17 protein-coding genes, 1 pseudogene and 1 riboswitch are annotated in these 18,213 nt (G+C 39.5%); of the genes and pseudogenes, 13 read left to right on the top strand and 5 right to left on the bottom strand.

The window, feature by feature from the left end:
• Positions 1-61: 61 nt before the first annotated feature.
• Positions 62-634: a TetR/AcrR family transcriptional regulator gene (locus NSS70_RS17615; RefSeq protein WP_339210390.1), complete on the bottom strand. Its 573-nt coding sequence runs from the start codon at positions 632-634 to the stop codon at positions 62-64.
• Between the two features lie 318 nt (positions 635-952).
• On the opposite strand from NSS70_RS17615, the pseudogene NSS70_RS17610 reads away from it, so the two are divergent.
• A pseudogene (locus NSS70_RS17610) lies at positions 953-2,298 on the top strand (IS4 family transposase).
• Between the two features lie 290 nt (positions 2,299-2,588).
• Here NSS70_RS17610 and NSS70_RS17605 read toward each other — a convergent pair.
• Both NSS70_RS17605 and NSS70_RS17600 read right to left on the bottom strand, forming a co-directional pair.
• Positions 2,589-3,218 (bottom strand): hypothetical protein, encoded by a 630-nt coding sequence (locus NSS70_RS17605; RefSeq protein WP_340882080.1) that lies wholly within the window; start codon positions 3,216-3,218, stop codon positions 2,589-2,591.
• 208 nt (positions 3,219-3,426) lie between these two features.
• Positions 3,427-3,555 carry a hypothetical protein gene (locus NSS70_RS17600; RefSeq protein ID WP_339210386.1) on the bottom strand — a complete coding sequence of 43 codons (129 nt, stop codon included), beginning with the start codon at positions 3,553-3,555 and terminating at the stop codon, positions 3,427-3,429.
• Positions 3,556-3,952: 397 nt separating this feature from the next.
• Here NSS70_RS17600 and cax point away from each other — a divergent pair, with 397 nt between their 5' ends.
• On the top strand, positions 3,953-5,008 hold the full coding sequence (gene cax / locus NSS70_RS17595) for a calcium/proton exchanger (RefSeq protein ID WP_130156871.1): 1,056 nt from the start codon (positions 3,953-3,955) through the stop codon (positions 5,006-5,008).
• Positions 5,009-5,116: 108 nt separating this feature from the next.
• Positions 5,117-5,866, top strand: a complete 750-nt coding sequence (locus NSS70_RS17590; protein ID WP_395994375.1) for a YfkD famly protein — start codon at positions 5,117-5,119, stop codon at positions 5,864-5,866.
• A 57-nt stretch (positions 5,867-5,923) separates the two neighbouring features.
• Here NSS70_RS17590 and yfkAB read toward each other — a convergent pair whose 3' ends face one another.
• A complete protein-coding gene (yfkAB, locus tag NSS70_RS17585) occupies positions 5,924-7,045 on the bottom strand; it encodes a radical SAM/CxCxxxxC motif protein YfkAB (RefSeq protein ID WP_063386763.1) in 1,122 nt (373 codons plus the stop codon).
• A gap of 169 nt (positions 7,046-7,214) precedes the next feature.
• A riboswitch (SAM riboswitch) is annotated at positions 7,215-7,320 on the top strand.
• Between the two features lie 77 nt (positions 7,321-7,397).
• Here yfkAB and NSS70_RS17580 point away from each other — a divergent pair.
• From NSS70_RS17580 to mtnA, 7 genes are all read left to right on the top strand, one after another.
• Positions 7,398-8,621: a 2,3-diketo-5-methylthiopentyl-1-phosphate enolase gene (locus NSS70_RS17580; RefSeq protein ID WP_340882078.1), complete on the top strand. Its 1,224-nt coding sequence runs from the start codon at positions 7,398-7,400 to the stop codon at positions 8,619-8,621.
• Positions 8,618-9,307 carry a 2-hydroxy-3-keto-5-methylthiopentenyl-1-phosphate phosphatase gene (locus tag NSS70_RS17575; protein ID WP_186439276.1) on the top strand — a complete coding sequence of 230 codons (690 nt, stop codon included), beginning with the start codon at positions 8,618-8,620 and terminating at the stop codon, positions 9,305-9,307. Before NSS70_RS17580 ends, NSS70_RS17575 begins: the two co-directional genes overlap by 4 nt.
• On the top strand, positions 9,304-9,951 hold the full coding sequence (locus NSS70_RS17570) for a methylthioribulose 1-phosphate dehydratase (RefSeq protein ID WP_339197486.1): 648 nt from the start codon (positions 9,304-9,306) through the stop codon (positions 9,949-9,951). Before NSS70_RS17575 ends, NSS70_RS17570 begins: the two co-directional genes overlap by 4 nt.
• Before the next feature lie 22 nt (positions 9,952-9,973).
• On the top strand, positions 9,974-10,504 hold the full coding sequence (locus NSS70_RS17565) for a 1,2-dihydroxy-3-keto-5-methylthiopentene dioxygenase (protein ID WP_339193354.1): 531 nt from the start codon (positions 9,974-9,976) through the stop codon (positions 10,502-10,504).
• A 239-nt stretch (positions 10,505-10,743) separates the two neighbouring features.
• Positions 10,744-10,914 (top strand): hypothetical protein, encoded by a 171-nt coding sequence (locus NSS70_RS17560; protein WP_340882076.1) that lies wholly within the window; start codon positions 10,744-10,746, stop codon positions 10,912-10,914.
• 258 nt (positions 10,915-11,172) lie between these two features.
• On the top strand, positions 11,173-12,450 hold the full coding sequence (gene mtnK / locus NSS70_RS17555) for an S-methyl-5-thioribose kinase (protein ID WP_340882075.1): 1,278 nt from the start codon (positions 11,173-11,175) through the stop codon (positions 12,448-12,450).
• Positions 12,410-13,471 carry an S-methyl-5-thioribose-1-phosphate isomerase gene (gene mtnA, locus NSS70_RS17550; protein WP_063386758.1) on the top strand — a complete coding sequence of 354 codons (1,062 nt, stop codon included), beginning with the start codon at positions 12,410-12,412 and terminating at the stop codon, positions 13,469-13,471. Before mtnK ends, mtnA begins: the two co-directional genes overlap by 41 nt.
• Positions 13,472-13,537: 66 nt before the next feature.
• On the opposite strand, the gene NSS70_RS17545 is transcribed toward mtnA, so the two are convergent.
• Positions 13,538-14,320: a carbon-nitrogen family hydrolase gene (locus NSS70_RS17545; RefSeq protein WP_340882074.1), complete on the bottom strand. Its 783-nt coding sequence runs from the start codon at positions 14,318-14,320 to the stop codon at positions 13,538-13,540.
• An 87-nt stretch (positions 14,321-14,407) separates the two neighbouring features.
• Here NSS70_RS17545 and NSS70_RS17540 point away from each other — a divergent pair, with 87 nt between their 5' ends.
• The 3 genes from NSS70_RS17540 (at position 14,408) to pdaA (ending at position 18,183) form a co-directional block, all read left to right on the top strand.
• On the top strand, positions 14,408-15,571 hold the full coding sequence (locus tag NSS70_RS17540; protein WP_339210374.1) for a pyridoxal phosphate-dependent aminotransferase: 1,164 nt from the start codon (positions 14,408-14,410) through the stop codon (positions 15,569-15,571).
• 146 nt (positions 15,572-15,717) lie between these two features.
• The gene (locus NSS70_RS17535) at positions 15,718-17,262 is read left to right on the top strand and encodes a fumarate hydratase (protein WP_094244479.1); all 1,545 of its coding nucleotides are present in this window, start codon (positions 15,718-15,720) and stop codon (positions 17,260-17,262) included.
• Positions 17,263-17,385: 123 nt separating this feature from the next.
• A complete protein-coding gene (gene pdaA, locus NSS70_RS17530; RefSeq protein WP_327856984.1) occupies positions 17,386-18,183 on the top strand; it encodes a delta-lactam-biosynthetic de-N-acetylase in 798 nt (265 codons plus the stop codon).
• Positions 18,184-18,213: the final 30 nt, after the last annotated feature.

Genomic DNA, 18,213 nt, shown 5'->3' with positions numbered 1-18,213 from the left:
TTTTTGTACTTTTGACCATTTTGCTCATTTAGTCATTTTATGATAAAAGAAGAAGGACTATCTATTTCGACAATCCTTTTAAAAAATACTGCTCAAATAATTCTGCGATTTTCTCCTTTGGCAGCGGCTCATGTTCCTTTTCCCAATCAAAGTTTAGGGCGATATACATTTTTAACATTAAAAAGGCGGTGATTTCGGAATCACAGTTGCGAATTTCTCCTTTTTTTATGGCGTTGTCAATTTTTTCGCGGATAAAGGCGATAATCGCCCGATCCAATCTTTTCATCACTTCTTGAACGGCCGGAGTCCCGATATCCCGAATTTCTTGGAGAAGCTTAATTGTTAGTGGATGTTGCTTTCGAAACTCTGCAATGCGATATAAAGCGCGATGGGCGTTTTCAAGAAATGGACGATCGGGGTCCATTGCATGCTCTGCCGTTTCTTTTATTTCTACAATAACTGAGGAAATAATTTCGTCTAACAAATCCTCTTTGCTTTTAAAAAACGTATAAATTGTTCCTTTGCCTACATTCGCGAGTTTCGCCACTTGTTCTATCGTCGTTGCCTTATACCCGAATAAGGAAAAAGATTTTGTCGCCGCATCAATAATATTTTGTTTTCGATCGATAGCCATGCTCCTCATCCTCTTGATTGACTAAATGGACATTTTGGTCATTTCGTTAAAATTATCATACTATATTTCCTGATTAAAATAAAGGGGTTTTTTTACAAAATGATCGACAGGCTTTACACATGCGGCTGTCCTCATTTTTAAAAAGGGAAGAAGGTCCAAGCACGATAACGTTGTGAAATGTTTGCAAAAACCACCACATTATAGTATACCGTCAATCATCCGAAGCTGTAATCGGCAAAAGGCTTCTGCTTCAGACATCATTTTTTTCTTGTTGTTGTATTTTTTAGATTTGAGTATTTTGCACATTGTGTCCTCTATATGATAGAGCAGAAGGAACAAAATAATCAATTACCAAATAAACTAAAATCCGTTTTCAACGAATTGGAAATCTTGAAACATCTTCGAAAGGCAAACCATCCAAAAAAATCTCTGATTCACCTGTTCTTATTTGTTTCAACTGGTGTTTTGCCTCATTTTCCAACAGAAGAACTGGTTCCGGCTTTTGGACTCTAAAAAAGCGGATCAGCTGCCAGTCAAGGATGCGGTCTACCGTTTCCTCAACCATGGCGCCGTTCTACTTTCCTTTAGTTCCTCGGTCATTGCCAAGGTTAGTAGCCTAACAGATAAATACCGGGTAAAAGTATTCATTATTGATGATTCGATGTTTGAACGGAATCGCAGTAAGAAAGTGGAACTGCTTGCACGTTGTATGGATCACTCGTCGCTCCGGAAGCGATTCTATAAAGGCTTTCGTATGCTTACTTTAGGCTGGTCTGACGGCTACTCCGTTATGCCGATTGACTTTTCTTTATTGAGCTCCAAAAAGGCTCAAATCAATGGGATTTCAGAAAAAATAGATAAGCGTACATCAGGGGATAAATGCTGTGTTGAGGCATTACAGACAGCACCAGAACAAATCCCTGCTATGCTTGAGCGTGCCTTGACCGCAGGGTTGGAGCCCGTTACGTCTTGATGGATACATGGTTTACTCAACAACCTCTCATTCAAGCAATCGTGGAACAGGGACTTGATGTGATCGGCATGGTGAAAGCGACCAATCAACGCTATCTCGTAGGGGGCAGAGCCGTCTCTTTAAAAGAACTCTATCGATTGTCTAATCCGGTTCAAGGAAAGAAAGGAATCCTTCGTTCCATTCACACGGTGATGGCAAATTGAATACCAGTTAAAGTGGTCTTCATTCAAAACCGAAACAAGAAAAACGAATGGGTGGCCATTCTTAGCACCGATTGTACCCTGACAGAACAAGAAATCGTGCGCATCTATGGAATACGCTGGGACATCGAAGTATTTTTCAAGACGACTAAGTCACTGTTGCGCCTTCAGGAAGAATTCCAAGGCCGTTCTTTCGACTTGCTTATCAGCCATACCAACATTGTGTTTACTCGTTACATCGTTCTCTCGTGGCAAAATCAATGTAACACGGATGATCGGACCATTGGCGGTCTCTTTTATGAACTATGCGATGAAATCAATGAACTGGATTGGGCTGTAGCTTTACAGCAGTTGATCGAGCTTCTTCAAGATACCCTAAAAAAGATAAATAAAATGACAAAAAAATCATTGAAAGTCAACTACAGCAATGGATTGCAGGCCTTCCTAGTTATATCAAGGCTTATTTGCCAATTTCTATCTGCGAAAGTTGAGTTAGTAATTAAAATAAAGGAGAAAATGGATATGACTATTACTAGCAATTATCTTCATTCCCCTGCACTTAAAACAGTACAGGGGAATGTTGTAAAGATTTTATACAGCGAAAATGTGTATCAATCTATTTTCCCAGTAGCCTATATATCAGCACAATACCAATTAATAACACGGGTATTTGAACCGATAACTTAATTAAGCTATTTGTGAATATATACTCACCTATTAAAACGACTAATCCTGCAAAAATTGCAGATATAATAGCTTTTTTCATAATTTTCAACCCTTTTTATTGAGGTAAGACAATAGGAGGATATTTATTACCATAAGTATATTTAACATAAATCGGGACACCTGTTATATACTCAGATATTATGGCTCCTACAACAGCTCCTGCAACTGCGCCAGCTATTCCAAATATACTACCTAGATATGCTGCACCACCAGAAATTCCACCTTTTACTATGGCTCGAACATCAGTCTTAGTCAACCACAGTTCGATTCCCCACCAATGAAATTTAATTGCTCTTTTTCCTTCAGAAGCTTTAGCGTAACTAATAGTTTTAGCTGAAACGTCTTTAGGCATTACAACAACACTATTTCCTACTACCGCTGTATTAGCTCCACTGATGGTCTCTAAATTATTATTAGCTTGAGATACTAAATTGTTAACAATCTCAAAATCTCTTTCAGAAAGAATCTCCTTTAACTTTTTCTCATCTTTCAATACAAATTTATTTTCTTCGACAACAACATATTGATCAGCTGTTTGAATAAGATTTTCTGATAACGATACATTATATCCTTGAGAATAGACGTTTAATGTATCTTGTTTTTCTGCCGCAAACGCTGAGTATGATGGTAATGTACTTCCTAACAAAGATAAACTTAAAGCCCCAAGTAAAATTTTTTTACGCATATTAAATTACCTCCTTAGTATATTAATTTCTATCACACTTATAGACGTTAATTTTATCAATATAGTTCCACATATTTCATTTTTTGGTATAAAAATACCATTAAATAAAGTATTCTAGAACTTTATTACTGGTAGACTAAATACCAACAAACTCGAAAATCCTTAAAAGAAAGAAACTAATTACAATGCCTTAATGGATAAGTGACCTTTATTTTTTCTCTTTCAGTAGCTTACTTAACGCTTGTTCCCAAAATGGAATACCATCTACAAAACCCGCTTCTTTGCAACGTCTCATCTCATTTGTAATCTTTTGAATGGCCTTTTCTAATTTTTCCATATTTACAGCAATCGTCCGGGACGCCGATCTATCATGCCCTGTCTGAATTCAAGGGATGGTAAAAAAAGGTATACATATCGGTCTGTCATGGCAAGGGATGATAGTCCCAAAGCGCTTACAGATGAAATTCAAAAAAATGGTTCGCTAACCTATGACTTACATCTGTTTTCAGCGAATCAAAAAAGTTCCCACAAAGTCTTGACTGACTCTTTGCAAAATGCTCGATTTGTCAAAATATATTGCTTATGTCAGAATAAAAATAATTTTTACGGACAAATTTTTTCCATAATTGTAAACGGCCTTTTTTAGAAGGAAGTGTTTATTTTAAACAACTTTTGTTAAAATAAGTAAGCAAAGTTTTCGGGAAAATTATTGCTAAATATGGGTGGTGAGCTTTATGTTCAATCGTATATTATCGATCTTGGTTGTTGTTGGATTGCCGTTGTCCGTTATTGGCAGTTTGATGCATTGGAATGCACTGCTTCTATTTGCAATTTATTGTTTAACGATTATCGGACTTGCCAGTTTTATGGGAAGAGCGACAGAAAGCTTGGCGATTGTGGCAGGTCCACGAATTGGCGGACTGTTGAATGCGACTTTTGGGAACGCTGTTGAGCTCATTATTTCAATCTTTGCGTTAAAAGCAGGTTTAATTTCAGTTGTTTTAGCATCTCTCACAGGTTCTGTAATCGGCAACTTGCTGCTTGTTGCAGGTTTATCGTTTTTTGTTGGTGGATTAAAGTACAAGCGGCAGAAGTTTAATGAATACGACGCAAGACATAATTCTGGATTGTTAATGTTTGCGGTCATTGTTGCCTTTGTCATTCCAGAAGTGTTTGCACAAACAATGAATGATACGGACACATTGACGTTAAGCATTGGCATTTCCATCATTATGATCGGGCTCTATTTAGCCGCGTTGTTTTTTAAATTGGTAACCCATCGGGGAGTTTATCAGAAAAAAGAGGAGCAGATCGAAGAACACGAAAGCCCGGAATGGTCTGGCAAGATCGCAACCATCATTTTGTTTTTGGCAACAATTGCGGTTGCATATGTTTCGGAAAATCTTGTACATACGTTTGAAACGGTCGCACATGAACTTGGCTGGAGTGAATTATTTATTGGGGTAATTGTCGTTGCCATTGTTGGAAATGCAGCGGAGCATGCGTCTGCGATTATTATGGCTTACAAAAATAAAATGGATGTAGCGGTTGAAATCGCCATCGGATCAACCTTGCAGATTGCCATGTTTGTTGCGCCTTTGCTTGTATTAATTTCGCTTCTGTTTTCAGAAAAAATGCCGCTCGTCTTTACACTTCCTGAGTTGATTGCCATGGCGACAGGAGTACTGCTCATGATTGTAATTTCCAATGACGGCGATACGAACTGGTTTGAAGGGGCTACTTTGCTTGCTGCTTATGTCATCATGGGGATAGGCTTCTATCTATTATAGGAAGATATTTTGCGGATAAAATACAAATAGCTTGAAAAAACTACAAGCAAAGGCTACTTGAAAGGAGATAACCACATGAAACAGCTAATGACGTTATTTATTTCAGTCATGCTTGCATCGGTTTTTTCAAGCTTAAGCTTCGCTGAAGCACCAACTATCCCCAAATCGGTGATGGATATTTCAAAAGAAAATACGTATCCAAATCCGAGTCAAAATCTTCCTTATTTACAGCCAAGTGAATTAACAAAAGAGTTAATCAAAACATCCAACGTCCCGATTGAAAATCCTGTTTTAATTAAAATGTTAAATGAGTCTTCCATTACACCTTCTCCAACCGCCATAGGATATAGAGCCGCCATTTACTTGGGACGGTGGGCATTGAATTATGAATCTGAGGAAACAACAGTCAATTGGGAGTATCAAAAAATCAATACAAACTTTTTTGACAATCGAGGCGGTAAGTCGCCCGTTCAAATTAGCTATAAACAGGAGGCGCAAAAACGGGTTAAAGGAGGATTAACCGCTAGAATTTCTGATCATAAAGATGTCAAAAAAATGATGCTGATGAAGGCGGCAAAGAAATCGAAAATGCCGCTAGCATTTGAAACAATTGTCGGCTTCGGGACGAAAAAAAATCAAGTATATAATATCCCGCCGAAAAAAATGGGGTATTTATACGCATACGTTCCCGCTGTCAACGAAAAAGGAAAAGTCACTTACGGAGAAGTGTATTTAATGTTAAAGGGAAGCAAGAAGCAAATTGTTGTCAAAAATGTTACGCAACAAGGCATTGGAGCATGGATTCCTGTGCAGGATCGGGCATCCTTCCACTTTCTTATTACCAATCAGCCTAGATAATAGAAAAGGGCGGGCGAAAGGCAAATATATTGCCGAAAGAAGCCCAAGCCCTTTTATTTATATGCGCGCTTTTCTTTTTGTAAAATCTAAGTCTCGGTAATAACTATTTTTCACTAAAAGATTCGGTCCAAGACACGCTACGTTTGGACAATGGCAATTCAGCTGTTGGGCAATCGGGGATTGCATCCATTTTTCATAGGCTGATAAAAGAGTATCTTTTTTGATGTTTCCAAGCGGCGGTACATCGCCGAAATCTGTCACAATAATGTCCCCTGTAAAAATATTGACATTGAGACGGGATCTGCCGTCAGGGTCATTTCGAACAGTCACGTTTTTGCTTTCTCTCAATCGCTTCAGCAATGCTAAATCTTCCTCATTGTCGCTGCAAGCGTAAAACGGGAGTGTTCCAAACAGCATCCACACTGATTCGTCGCGGATATCCAAAAGCTTATGAATTGCTTCGCGTATCTCATCCAAGCTGAGCGTTTCAAGATTGCTAGCGAAATCACTTGGATACATTGGATGCACCTCATGGCGTTGACATTTCATTTCGTCTACAATTTGTCTATGGATTTTTTCAAGATGAGGAACCGTCCGTTTATTCAGCATCGTCTCCGCTGAAACAATTACTCCCGCTTCAGCCAGAGCTCTAGAGTTTTCAATGATTCGTTCAAAATATTTTGCACGTTCTTTATATGGAGGCTTCTTTTTCATCATTGCAAATCCGGCTTCAACAAAATCATCGACTGTTCCCCAGTTATGGGAAATATGCAAAACATCTAAATACGGGATAATTTTTTCATAGCGTTTCAAGTCCAATGTTAAATTGGAATTGATTTGGGTTCGTATCCCGCGTTCATGTGCGTATTTTAAAATGGGAACGACATAATTTTCCACAGATTTTATCGAAAGCATCGGCTCCCCGCCGGTAATCGAAAGGGATCGCAATGTCGGCACTTCGTCTAGCCTTTTTAAAAGTAAATCGAGCGGCAGCCCTTCCGGATCTTTCGGAGATAAAGTGTATCCTACAGCGCAATGCTCACATCGCATATTGCAGATTGTGGTGGTGGTAAATTCTATATTTGATAATGTTAATTCACCGTATTCCTTCATATCTAAATAAGCTTCCCAAGGATCATAGGAAGGAGTAATCTTTTTGAGGGTTGTATAAGTTTCCATAAAAATCATTTCTCCTTTAATTAAACTGCACCATTAAATAATTGTAGCATGCCATCAGAAAAATGTAAGCGAATTTGAATCGAATATGATGTAAAAAAGTGTTGACAGGGTGGAAGGATAGTGGCATAATCCAAGTAAATGAATAAGAATTATAAAGTTAATAATAAAACTCTTATCAAGAGCAGGTGGAGGGATGAGCCCAATGAAGCCCGGCAACCGACTCATATGATGAGCACGGTGCTAATTCTCCCAACAGAGATGTTGAAAGATAAGAAGTTGTTTTGACAAAAAACCTCTTCTTATTGAAGAGGTTTTATTTATATAACAATATTTAATGAAGAGGATTGAAAAAATGGGTCACGTAACAGCAGTATACCAAATCATTGCGAAACGAGAAGATTTAGAAAAAAAAGCAGAAGGCATTGCTCTTGGATTAACGGTAGGTTCGTGGACTGACCTTCCTCTTTTAGTGCAAGAGCAGTTAAAAAAGCATAAAGGACAAGTGGTTGAAATAAAAGAAACAGGCGAGGATCCATCCTCCGGCAAAACGATTGCACAGCTTCACATTCGCTTTCCGGGAGAAAACTTTTCTAAAGACATTCCTGCCATCTTAACGACAACTTTTGGAAAATTATCACTAGATGGAGAAATAAAATTACTAGATTTGCAGTTTGACGATGAGATCTTTCGGTATTTTCCAGGTCCTCGATTTGGAATTCAGGGGTTACGAGAAAAACTTGGCGTTTACGACAGACCGTTAGTGATGAGCATCTTTAAAGGTGTAATTGGACGTGATATGGATTACCTTCTTGCCCAATTGCGGGAGCAGGCTCTCGGGGGCGTCGACTTAGTAAAGGATGACGAAATACTTTTTGAAAATTCGCTCACATCATTTGAAACAAGAATAAAGGAAGGCAAAAAAGTTCTTGATAACGTGTATCAAGAAAAAGGGCACCGAACTTTGTATGCGGTCAATTTGACGGGAAAAACATTTGAATTGAAAGATAAGGCAAGAAAAGCAAAAGAATTAGGTGCCGATATTTTGCTATTTAATGTTTTTACATATGGCCTCGATGTGCTGCAAGCATTAAGGGAAGATGATGAAATCGCCCTCCCAATTATGGCTCATCCGGCGTTTAGCGGATCGTTTACTTCATCCGAAAAATATGGGCTCTCTCATTCCTTATTGCTTGGAAAATTGATAAGAATTGCTGGAGCAGATTTTTCGTTGTTCCCTTCACCATATGGCAGCGTTGCATTGGAGCGTGACAAAGTTTTAAAAGTGAAAGAAGAATTGGTGAAGGAATCAGTTTTAAAACCAGTTTTTCCTGTTCCATCTGCTGGCATTCACCCGGGTCTTGTTCCCATTTTAATTCATGATTTTGGAAAAGATTGCGTCATTAATGCAGGAGGCGGTGTTCACGGTCACCCGCAAGGTGCTAAAGGCGGAGGAAAAGCTTTCCGTCAGGCAGTTGACGCTGTTTCCCGGGGTGTTCCCCTTAATGAAGCAGCTGAAGACATAGAATTACAAAAAGCAATTCGGCTCTGGGGATGGAAGGAGGCACCGTCCAATTGAAGCCAGTAATATTTTGTGATTTTGATGGAACGGTGACAAAAAAAGATAACATCGTTAGCATCATGAAGCGTTTCGCTCCAAAAGAGTGGGAGCAATTGAAGGATGGCGTCCTTTCCCAGTCGATTAGTATTCAGGAAGGAGTCGGCAAGATGTTTGCACTTCTTCCATCTTCTTTAAAGGGTGACATCATTCACTATATTTTAGAAACTGCAGAAATAAGGGAAGGATTTCGCGACTTTGTTCATTATGCGAAAAACATGAACATTCCTTTATACATTGTCAGCGGCGGAATCGATTTTTTTATTAAACCGCTGTTGCAGCCTTTTGATTCTATTACCGCACTGTTTTGCAATAAAGCGGATTTTAGCGGAGAAACGATCACCATTCATTGGCCTTATACGTGTGATGAAAAATGTCCCAACCAAAATTGTGGGTGCTGCAAACCGACAATTATTCGGCAAATTGCAAATGCTGACACTCATTCCATCATCATCGGGGATTCCGTCACAGATTTAGAAGCCGCGAAGATTGCAGATACAGTTATTGCACGTGATTATTTATCAAAAAAATGTCAAGAATTTTCTATTCCTTATCAATCTTTCGAAACATTTTACGACTGTATTGACATTTTAGAGAAGACAATAAACAAAACAAATTTCATAGAAGAAAAAGGTGGCGCAAAATGAGTGTCGTTTTAACTCGTGTTCATGAGCTTGCGGAGATTAAAGAGGAGCTTGCTGCGAGGGATTGGTTTATGGGGACAAGCGGCAATTTAGCCATAAAAGTTCAAGATTCCCCGCTTCAGTTTCTTGTGACCGCAAGCGGCAAAGATAAACGAAAAAAAACGAAGGAAGATTTTTTGCTTGTTGATGGAGAAGGAAATCCTGTAGGCGCAACACAGCTGAAGCCTTCGGCAGAAACGCTGTTGCATTGCGAAATATATAAAAGAAGCAAAGCCGGCTGCAGCCTGCATGTACATACGGTTGCAAATAATGTCATCTCTGAACTTTATGGTGACGCTGGGAAAATTGTATTTCAAGGACAAGAACTGATAAAAGCGTTTGACCGCTGGGAGGAAGATGCAGAATTACAGATTCCGATTATTTATAATTATGCCCATATTCCTACATTAGCAAGCACTTTGGGCGATTTCGTGGAGGAGGATAAAGGGGCAGTTCTTATTCGCAACCACGGAATTACTGTATGGGGAAAAGATGGCTTTGAAGCAAAGAAAATTTTAGAAGCTTGTGAATTTTTATTTCAGTATCAGCTTGCTCTTATTCAAGCAAAAGCCGGTCTCCTTGCGAGTACAGGAGCTTTAAATAATTAAACATTTTAAGGAGGTATTTTACATGACAACGATTAAAATTCAAGGAACAAACGAAGTTATCAGCAATCAAGAGGAAGTGATTTCATTTTTAAATCAACAAGGTGTTATTTACGAGCAATGGGATATTGCCAAATTACCAGAGCATTTAAAAGAGAAATATCTTTTAAATGATGAGGAAAAACAAACGATTTTACAATCTTTTGAAAATGAAATTAAAGATATTTCAGCAAGACGCGGCTACAAAGCTTGGGATGTCATTTCTTTAGCAGATCATACGCCAAACCTTGAAGAGCTGCTGAAAAATTTTCAGCGTGAACATCATCATACAGATGATGAAGTGCGCTTTATTGTTAGCGGCCATGGAATTTTTGTTATTCAAGGACAGGACGGAAAATTTTTTGAAGTGCATCTTAATCCGGGAGACCTTATTTCTGTTCCAGAGGGCAGACGCCACTATTTCACATTAGCTGATGACCGAAAAGTTGTTGCGATCCGCATCTTTGTGTCAGAAGAAGGCTGGGTGCCTGTTTACGAAAAAGAAGAAGTAAATTAAGTTTTTAAAGAATTTATGAAAAAGCGGCTTTAAACGTTCACAGCTGCAAGCTTAACATCATCTTTTTCATATAACTGTCTGCTCTTCGGATACACAATCATCCAGCTCAGTGAACAATGTTCCTGAATGCAAAAAAACTATGAAAATACCACAGCGGCTGCTGACCCGGTTTTAATAGGTTTACACATTTTAGCGAAGAAGTTTGCAGCTGAAGAGCACCACAAAAATAGGCTTGTCTCATGTTACAAGAGGATATAGTTTCACTTGAAAACCAAGTAAACACAGATAAATTATCAAGTATTATGGCGGGATGGGGAAAATCAAGAATAAATGATGCAGATTTATATTTTTGGGAAGGGGCTGTCTTAGAAAGTCAAAATCTACTGAAAACGAAACATCATAAGCATTGATATATCAACGTTTCTAAAACATTAAAGGGGCGTCTATAAGCCGGAAAATCGACTTGTTAGACAGCCCCCTCTATTTAATGGATGCGGCGGCTGCTTTGGATCTAGAAATCCGAATCCATTTGGAGCATTTGCCGAAATCGCTTTTACAAGCAGGTGACGAAGTGGTCTTGTAATAATGTCGTCCCCATATTGTGAATGGATATTATGAAAGACTCTTTTTTCGCTTTATGACAAATAAAGATAGAGGAGGGAATTTTTTTGAAGGATTTTACAACATATTTTACGATGACTGAGCAAGATGTCATCGAATATGTACAGAAAAAACTCGATATTTTTGAACAAAACGCAGAATTGGAATGCCGAGAGATTGGCGATGGCAACTTAAATTATGTATTTCGAGTCGTTGATCAAAATAGCGGTCAGTCTGTCATTATTAAACAAGCTGGTCCGGTTGCACGTATTTCAGACGCCTTTAAAGTTTCGCCAGATCGCAATCGGATTGAAAGCGAAGCATTGAAGCTGCAAGGGGAATTAGCGCCTGGATTTGTACCTAAGGTTTATTCGTATGATCCGATTATGAATTGTTGTGTGATGGATGATCTATCTGACCATGAAATTATGAGGACAGCTCTTTTAAAACATAAAAAATTTCCTTTGTTTGCCGACCATATTACAACGTTTCTTGTCAACACCTTATTGCTTACTTCAGATGCCGTTATCGATCATAAAGAGAAGAAAGCATTGGTGCAAAAATTTACAAACCCAGAATTATGTGAAATAACAGAAGATCTCGTGTATACAGAACCTTTTTACGATTGTGAGCAAAATGATGTATTTCCAGAAACGAGAGAATTCATCCGTGAAGAAATTTGGAATGATTCAAAGCTTGCATTGGAAACAGCTAAACTGAAGTTTGATTTTATGACAAAAGCACAGTCCCTCCTCCACGGCGACCTTCATACCGGTTCCATTTTTATAAAGGAAGATTCAACAAAAATAATCGATCCTGAGTTTGCTTTTTATGGACCTGCTGGGTTCGATATTGGGAATGTGATTGCAAACCTTTTTTTCGCCTATGTAAATGCAAGCTTTACAATTGAAGATCAAGAAACAAAGGAAGACTACTTGCAATATATTCAACAAACAATCTCAGACGTAATAGAGCTGTTTACAAATAAATTTTTACATGCTTGGGATGAGAATATAAAAGAAAGAACTGCAAGTGCACCTGGTTTTAAAGAATGGTATTTAAATTCCATCCTTGAGGATGCCTCAGCCGCTGCCGGACTTGAATTATGCAGAAGAATTATTGGGATCGCCCATGTAAAAGACATCACGTCAATTGAAAATAAAGAATCCCGAGCTTTGGCTGAAAAAATTTGTTTAACAGCTGGTAAAACCTTTATTCTTGAACGTGCAAACATTCGTACAGGCGACGACTTTGTGAATGTTTTATTACAAAGTGTCCGCAAATTTATTGAAGGGGAAAAGTTATATGACAGCAGTAAAAGCCATTCAATCCGTACAACTGGATGATGAAAACAATACGGTGATCATACTTGACCAAACGCTATTGCCGAATGAGAAAGTATTTCTGCATCTTTCTACTCCAGAAGAAATATGGGAAGCCATTTACCATTTGAAGGTTAGAGGAGCGCCTGCGATCGGAATTGCTGCTGCATTCGGTGTTTATTTAGGCACGAAGCAATCAAAAGCGTCGACTTATGAACAGCTTTTGGATGATTTTCAAAAAATCAAACAGTATTTGGCTTCATCGCGGCCGACTGCAGTGAATTTATTTTGGGCTTTAGATCGCATGGAGGATAGACTGAAAGTAGAAAAAGACAAAAGCATCGAGGAAATTAAAAACGCACTGAAGGAAGAAGCAGAACATATCCGTAATGAGGATGAGCAAGTCTGTTATTCGATTGGGGAGCATGCCCTGTCATTATTAAAACCCGGCTGGGGTCTTCTGACCCATTGCAATGCAGGAACAATTGCGACGGCGAGATATGGGACTGCGTTAGCTCCCATCTACTTAGGCCAAGAAAGAGGCTACCATTTCAAAGTTTTTGCAGATGAAACAAGACCGCTTCTTCAAGGTGCACGTCTAACTGCATGGGAATTGCAGGAAGCTGGTGTGGATGTAACGTTAATTTGTGACAACATGGCATCCATTGTGATGAAGGAGGGAAAAGTACAAGCGGTTTTAGTCGGGTGTGATCGAGTTGCCGCAAACGGAGATACTGCCAATAAAATTGGAACTTCCGGAGTGGCAATCTTAGCAAAATATTATGGAATCCCGTTTTATGTTTGTGCTCCGCTTTCAACAATCGATTTAGATTGTCCGACAGGGGAACATATACCGATCGAAGTGAGAAAAGCAGAGGAGATCACGACAAAATGGTATGAAAAACCGATGGCGCCGGAAAATGTGCAAACATATAATCCGGCATTCGACGTGACCGATCATGAACTCATTACGGCAATTATTACAGAAAAAGGGATTGCCTATCCACCCTTTACCAAAAGTTTAAAACACATGAAAAGCGTTTAATTGCCTTTTCATACAAAAACCCCTTAAAAGGGAATGCTTTCACATTCTTTTAAGGGGTGTAAAATTTTATTCGAAATATAATTCCGGACGTCTTTCTTGAAAAATAGGAATGGTTTTTCTTACACGGTCGATTTCTTGAAGATCCAGTTGGGCGTAAAAAATTCCTTCATCTGTTTGATCATGAACAAGAAGCTCGCCCCAAGGGGCAATGACCATTGAGTGTCCATTAAATTCATTATTTTGATCCGCTCCGACCCGGTTTACTGCTACAACAAACATTTGATTTTCAACTGCCCGTGCTTGGAGAAGCAATTGCCAATGGTCAATTCGCTTTTTCGGCCATTCGGCAGGAATGAACATAATGTTTGCACCTTTTAATGCATGGGTGCGAATCCATTCCGGAAAACGCAAGTCATAACAAATAACACCACCGCAAGTGATGCCGTCCAGCTCAAATATATTTACTTTTTGGCCGGCACTCATAAATTTATGCTCATCCATCAATTTAAACAGATGGGCTTTGTCGTATTCAGCGGTGATATTTCCGAATCGGTCGACAACGTACATGGTATTAAAAAATTGTCCGTTTTTTTTCGTTGCAACTGAACCGCCGACAATATTGACATGATATGTTTTAGCAAGGGATGTCAGCAGCTCAATTGTTTTTTCTCCATTTTTGTCTGCAAGCTCATCAAGCTGATCAAGGGCGTATCCTGTATTCCACATTTCAGGCAAAACAATTGTATCCGCTTGATGGCTTGCTGCTTCTATTATATTTTTTTGAGCGATTTCATAGTTTTGGTCCGGTTCGCCTAAAATGATATTCATTTGTATACAAGCAACTTTCATGATTTTCAGCCCCTAGACATTTTTATATAAAGACTATAGAATTTTTATGATAATTTCAACTATTTTTATAAAAAAAGGTGGATTAGAGTGGAGATTTCAGAACGTTTAAAAAAGCTTCCAACACAATTTTTCTCTGCCCTTGTGAAAAAAGTGAATAACGCTGTAGCCGAAGGAAGAGATATTATTAATTTAGGACAAGGAAATCCTGACCAGCCGACTCCCCCGCATATCGTCAAAGCGCTGCAAACCGCAGCAGAAGACCCGAAAACACATAAATATTCACCATTTTCAGGTCTGATCGAGTTAAAACATGCGGCTAGTGAATATTATAAGAAACAATACGGAGTCGATATAGATCCGGAAAAAGAAGTGGCGATTTTATTCGGTACGAAAACTGGACTTGTTGAATTGCCGATGTGCCTATTAAATGAAGGAGATCTAATGCTATTGCCCGACCCGGGTTATCCAGACTATTTATCAGGCGTTGTTTTAGCCGGGGCTCAATTTAAAACGTTCCCGCTGTTGGCAGAAAATCGGTTTTTACCTGATTACAACGCCATTCCGTTGGAGGATAAAGAAGCGGCAAAATTGATGTATTTAAACTACCCGAACAATCCGACAGGAGCAACGGCCGATCTTAAGTTTTTTGAGGAAACGGTTACGTTTGCAAAGAAGCATCGAATTTCCGTTGTCCATGATTTTGCGTACGGTGCGATCGGCTTTGACGGCAAAAAACCGACCAGCCTTCTTGAAGCGGAAGGAGCCAAGGACATCGGCATTGAAATGTACACATTGTCGAAAACCTACAATATGGCCGGCTGGCGCGTTGGATTTGCTGTAGGGAACCAGAATATCATTGAAAGTATTAATCTTATTCAAGATCACTTATATTGCAGCCTTTTTCCAGCAATACAATTAGCAGCAGCTGCCGCATTAACAGGCGATCAGTCGTGTGTAGAGGAGCTTGTCTCCCTTTATGAAAACCGCCGAAATACGTTTATCAATGCTATTCAGCAAATTGGCTGGAACGCTCAAGCTCCGAAAGGGTCATTTTTTGCCTGGCTCCCTGTTCCGAAAGGTTTTACTAGCGAAGAGTTTGCCGATTATTTGCTTGAAAAAGCAGATGTCGCCGTTGCGCCAGGAAACGGCTTCGGGCAATATGGAGAAGGATACATACGCGTTGGTTTATTAGTTGATGAGAGCAGGCTTTTAGAAGCGGTTGATAGAATTCGCAAGCTGAACCTTTTTTAACTGCTGCAATGAATGTTGAAACACTCTCCTTATCCCCCTAAAAAATGATCAGCACGTGAATGCCTTTCCAATCAAAATTAAAAGAAGTATAATAAAAATTGTGTTAAGTGGGAGTTTTTTGACTGAATGTAAGGGGGATAAGCGGGATGGAAAAATTATATGAGAGTATGTATCAATTAATTGTGGAAACGTCTACAAAATTGCCGAAGGATGTCCGCCGCGCTATTTTGAAGGCGAAGCAGCGTGAAAATGCTGGTACAAGAGCTGCGATGTCGCTTGCCACGATAACCGAAAATATTAAAATGGCAGATGAAAATGTATCGCCGATCTGCCAAGATACCGGATTGCCGACATTTAAAATTAAAGTGCCAGTCGGTATCAATCAAATTCAAATAAAGGAAACAATAAAAAAAGCGATCGCTCAAGCGACGAAGGACGGGAAGCTTCGCCCGAACTCGGTCGATTCGCTCACTGGAGAAAATTCCGGCGATAACTTGGGCGAAGGGCTTCCAGTCGTAAAATTTGAACAATGGGAAAAAGATTATATCGATGTTCGCTTAATATTAAAAGGCGGCGGCTGCGAAAACAAAAATATTCAATACAGCCTGCCGTGCGAACTAGAAGGATTGGGAAGAGCCGGGAGAGATTTGGATGGAATCCGCAAATGTATTTTGCATGCGGTATATCAAGCACAAGGCCAAGGATGCAGCGCAGGATTCATTGGAGTTGGAATCGGTGGAGACCGTTCAGCGGGGTACGATTTAGCGAAAGAACAATTATTCCGCGAAGTCGATGACGTAAATCCGAACGAAGAATTGCGGCAATTGGAAGAATATATTATGGAAAATGCGAACAAGCTTGGCATCGGAACGATGGGATTTGGCGGGGAAACCACTTTATTAGGCTGCAAAGTCGGCGCAATGCACAGAATCCCTGCAAGCTTTTTTGTTTCTGTCGCATACAACTGCTGGGCATTCCGCCGTTTAGGTGTGCATATCGATCCAAATACGGGTGAAATCATAAAATGGCTTTATCAAGATGGAGAAGATGTTGATTTTCAAGAAAATGCTGCACAAGAAGAACATTTAGCATCAACGGACTCTGAAAGACGTGTCATCACGCTGCAAGCGCCAATTACAGAAGAACAAATCCGCGAGCTGAAAGTCGGCGACGTTGTTCGCATCAACGGAATCATTTACACAGGAAGGGATGCCATCCATAAATATTTAATGGATCATGATGCGCCGGTTGATTTAAACGGTCAAATTATTTACCACTGCGGACCTGTCATGTTAAAAGATGAAAACGGCAATTGGGAAGTGAAAGCGGCTGGGCCGACCACTTCCATTCGCGAAGAGCCTTATCAAGGGGATATTATGAAAAAATTTGGCATCCGTGCGGTAATGGGCAAAGGAGGCATGGGGCAAAAAACGCTGCAAGCTTTAAAAGAGCATGGCGGAGTATACTTGAATGCGATTGGCGGTGCTGCTCAATATTATGCGGATTGCATCGAAGCGGTTGAAGGTGTTGACTTGCTGGAGTTTGGAATTCCAGAAGCTATGTGGCATTTGCGCGTAAAAGACTTCACGGCCGTTGTCACAATGGATTCACACGGCAACAGCCTGCATGAAGACATTGAAAAATCGTCATTAGAAAAGCTTTCTCAATTTAAAGAGCCGGTATTTAGCTAAATATTAAACTCAATGCCATAGCCAGATGATTAGCTATGGTATTTTTTTGAAATCAAGATGGAGCATAATTCCTAAAAACGGATAAAGACTAATAGTAAAAATAATGGAAAGGAGATTCACAGCTTGAATTATTTCCGGATTTTATATTGCTCTGTCTTGTTATTTTTTTCTTTTTTTAGCTGCGCCTCTGCTGCTGTCAGCAATCACCCGATTCATTGGGGTTTTCAAAAAAACAATAATCATCAGCCTCCTGATGCCGGGAAAGAATGGAATGAACTTTTAAATAAATATGGAGCGTTTTATTTAGGAGATCCCAGCAAAAAAGAGATTTATTTAACGTTTGATAATGGCTATGAAAACGGCTATACATCGAAAATTTTGGACGTACTGAAAAAGCACGATGTACATGCGACGTTTTTTGTAACAGGCCATTATTTAAAAACAGCCCCTGATCTTGTAAAGAGAATGGTGAAGGAAGGGCATATTGTCGGCAATCATTCATGGAGCCACCCTGATATGACGACAATAAGTGCTGATAAAATAAAGAAGGAGCTTGATGCCGTCAGCGACAAAGTAAAGGAGCTTACAGGCCAAGAAGGAACAGTATATGTGAGACCGCCAAGGGGCATTTTTAGCGAACGCACACTTGCATTGTCCGAAAAATACGGTTATCGCAATATTTTTTGGTCGCTTGCATTTGTCGACTGGAAGGTGAATGAACAAAAAGGCTGGCGATATGCATACGACAACATTATCAATCAAATTCATCCGGGCGCGATCATTTTGCTGCACACCGTATCAAAAGACAACGCTGATGCGCTTGATGAAGCGATTAAAACTTTAAAACAGCAAGGCTATACTTTTAAAAGCTTAGACGATCTAGTGATGGAGAAAATGTTTGAAAGTCCATTTCTTTATTAATAGAAGCGGATTATGTGATATAATAGCTCC

It is taken from the genome of Aeribacillus sp. FSL K6-2848 (assembly GCF_038004325.1).
GTDB lineage: Bacteria > Bacillota > Bacilli > Bacillales > Aeribacillaceae > Aeribacillus > Aeribacillus composti.
This window is presented reverse-complemented; position numbering and strand designations above follow the sequence as displayed.

Bases quoted from the DNA above. Each gene is read 5' to 3' on its own strand.
- NSS70_RS17615 (WP_339210390.1), bottom strand. From the start codon at position 634: ATGGCTATCGATCGAAAACAAAATATTATTGATGCGGCGACAAAATCT.
- NSS70_RS17600 (WP_339210386.1), bottom strand. From the start codon at position 3,555: ATGGAAAAATTAGAAAAGGCCATTCAAAAGATTACAAATGAGATGAGA.
- NSS70_RS17560 (WP_340882076.1), top strand. From the start codon at position 10,744: ATGTTACAAGAGGATATAGTTTCACTTGAAAACCAAGTAAACACAGAT.
- cax (WP_130156871.1), top strand. From the start codon at position 3,953: ATGTTCAATCGTATATTATCGATCTTGGTTGTTGTTGGATTGCCGTTG.
- NSS70_RS17590 (WP_395994375.1), top strand. From the start codon at position 5,117: ATGCTTGCATCGGTTTTTTCAAGCTTAAGCTTCGCTGAAGCACCAACT.
- NSS70_RS17565 (WP_339193354.1), top strand. From the start codon at position 9,974: ATGACAACGATTAAAATTCAAGGAACAAACGAAGTTATCAGCAATCAA.
- NSS70_RS17580 (WP_340882078.1), top strand. From the start codon at position 7,398: ATGGGTCACGTAACAGCAGTATACCAAATCATTGCGAAACGAGAAGAT.
- NSS70_RS17570 (WP_339197486.1), top strand. From the start codon at position 9,304: ATGAGTGTCGTTTTAACTCGTGTTCATGAGCTTGCGGAGATTAAAGAG.
- mtnA (WP_063386758.1), top strand. From the start codon at position 12,410: ATGACAGCAGTAAAAGCCATTCAATCCGTACAACTGGATGATGAAAAC.
- NSS70_RS17545 (WP_340882074.1), bottom strand. From the start codon at position 14,320: ATGAAAGTTGCTTGTATACAAATGAATATCATTTTAGGCGAACCGGAC.
- NSS70_RS17535 (WP_094244479.1), top strand. From the start codon at position 15,718: ATGGAAAAATTATATGAGAGTATGTATCAATTAATTGTGGAAACGTCT.
- NSS70_RS17605 (WP_340882080.1), bottom strand. From the start codon at position 3,218: ATGCGTAAAAAAATTTTACTTGGGGCTTTAAGTTTATCTTTGTTAGGA.
- yfkAB (WP_063386763.1), bottom strand. From the start codon at position 7,045: ATGGAAACTTATACAACCCTCAAAAAGATTACTCCTTCCTATGATCCT.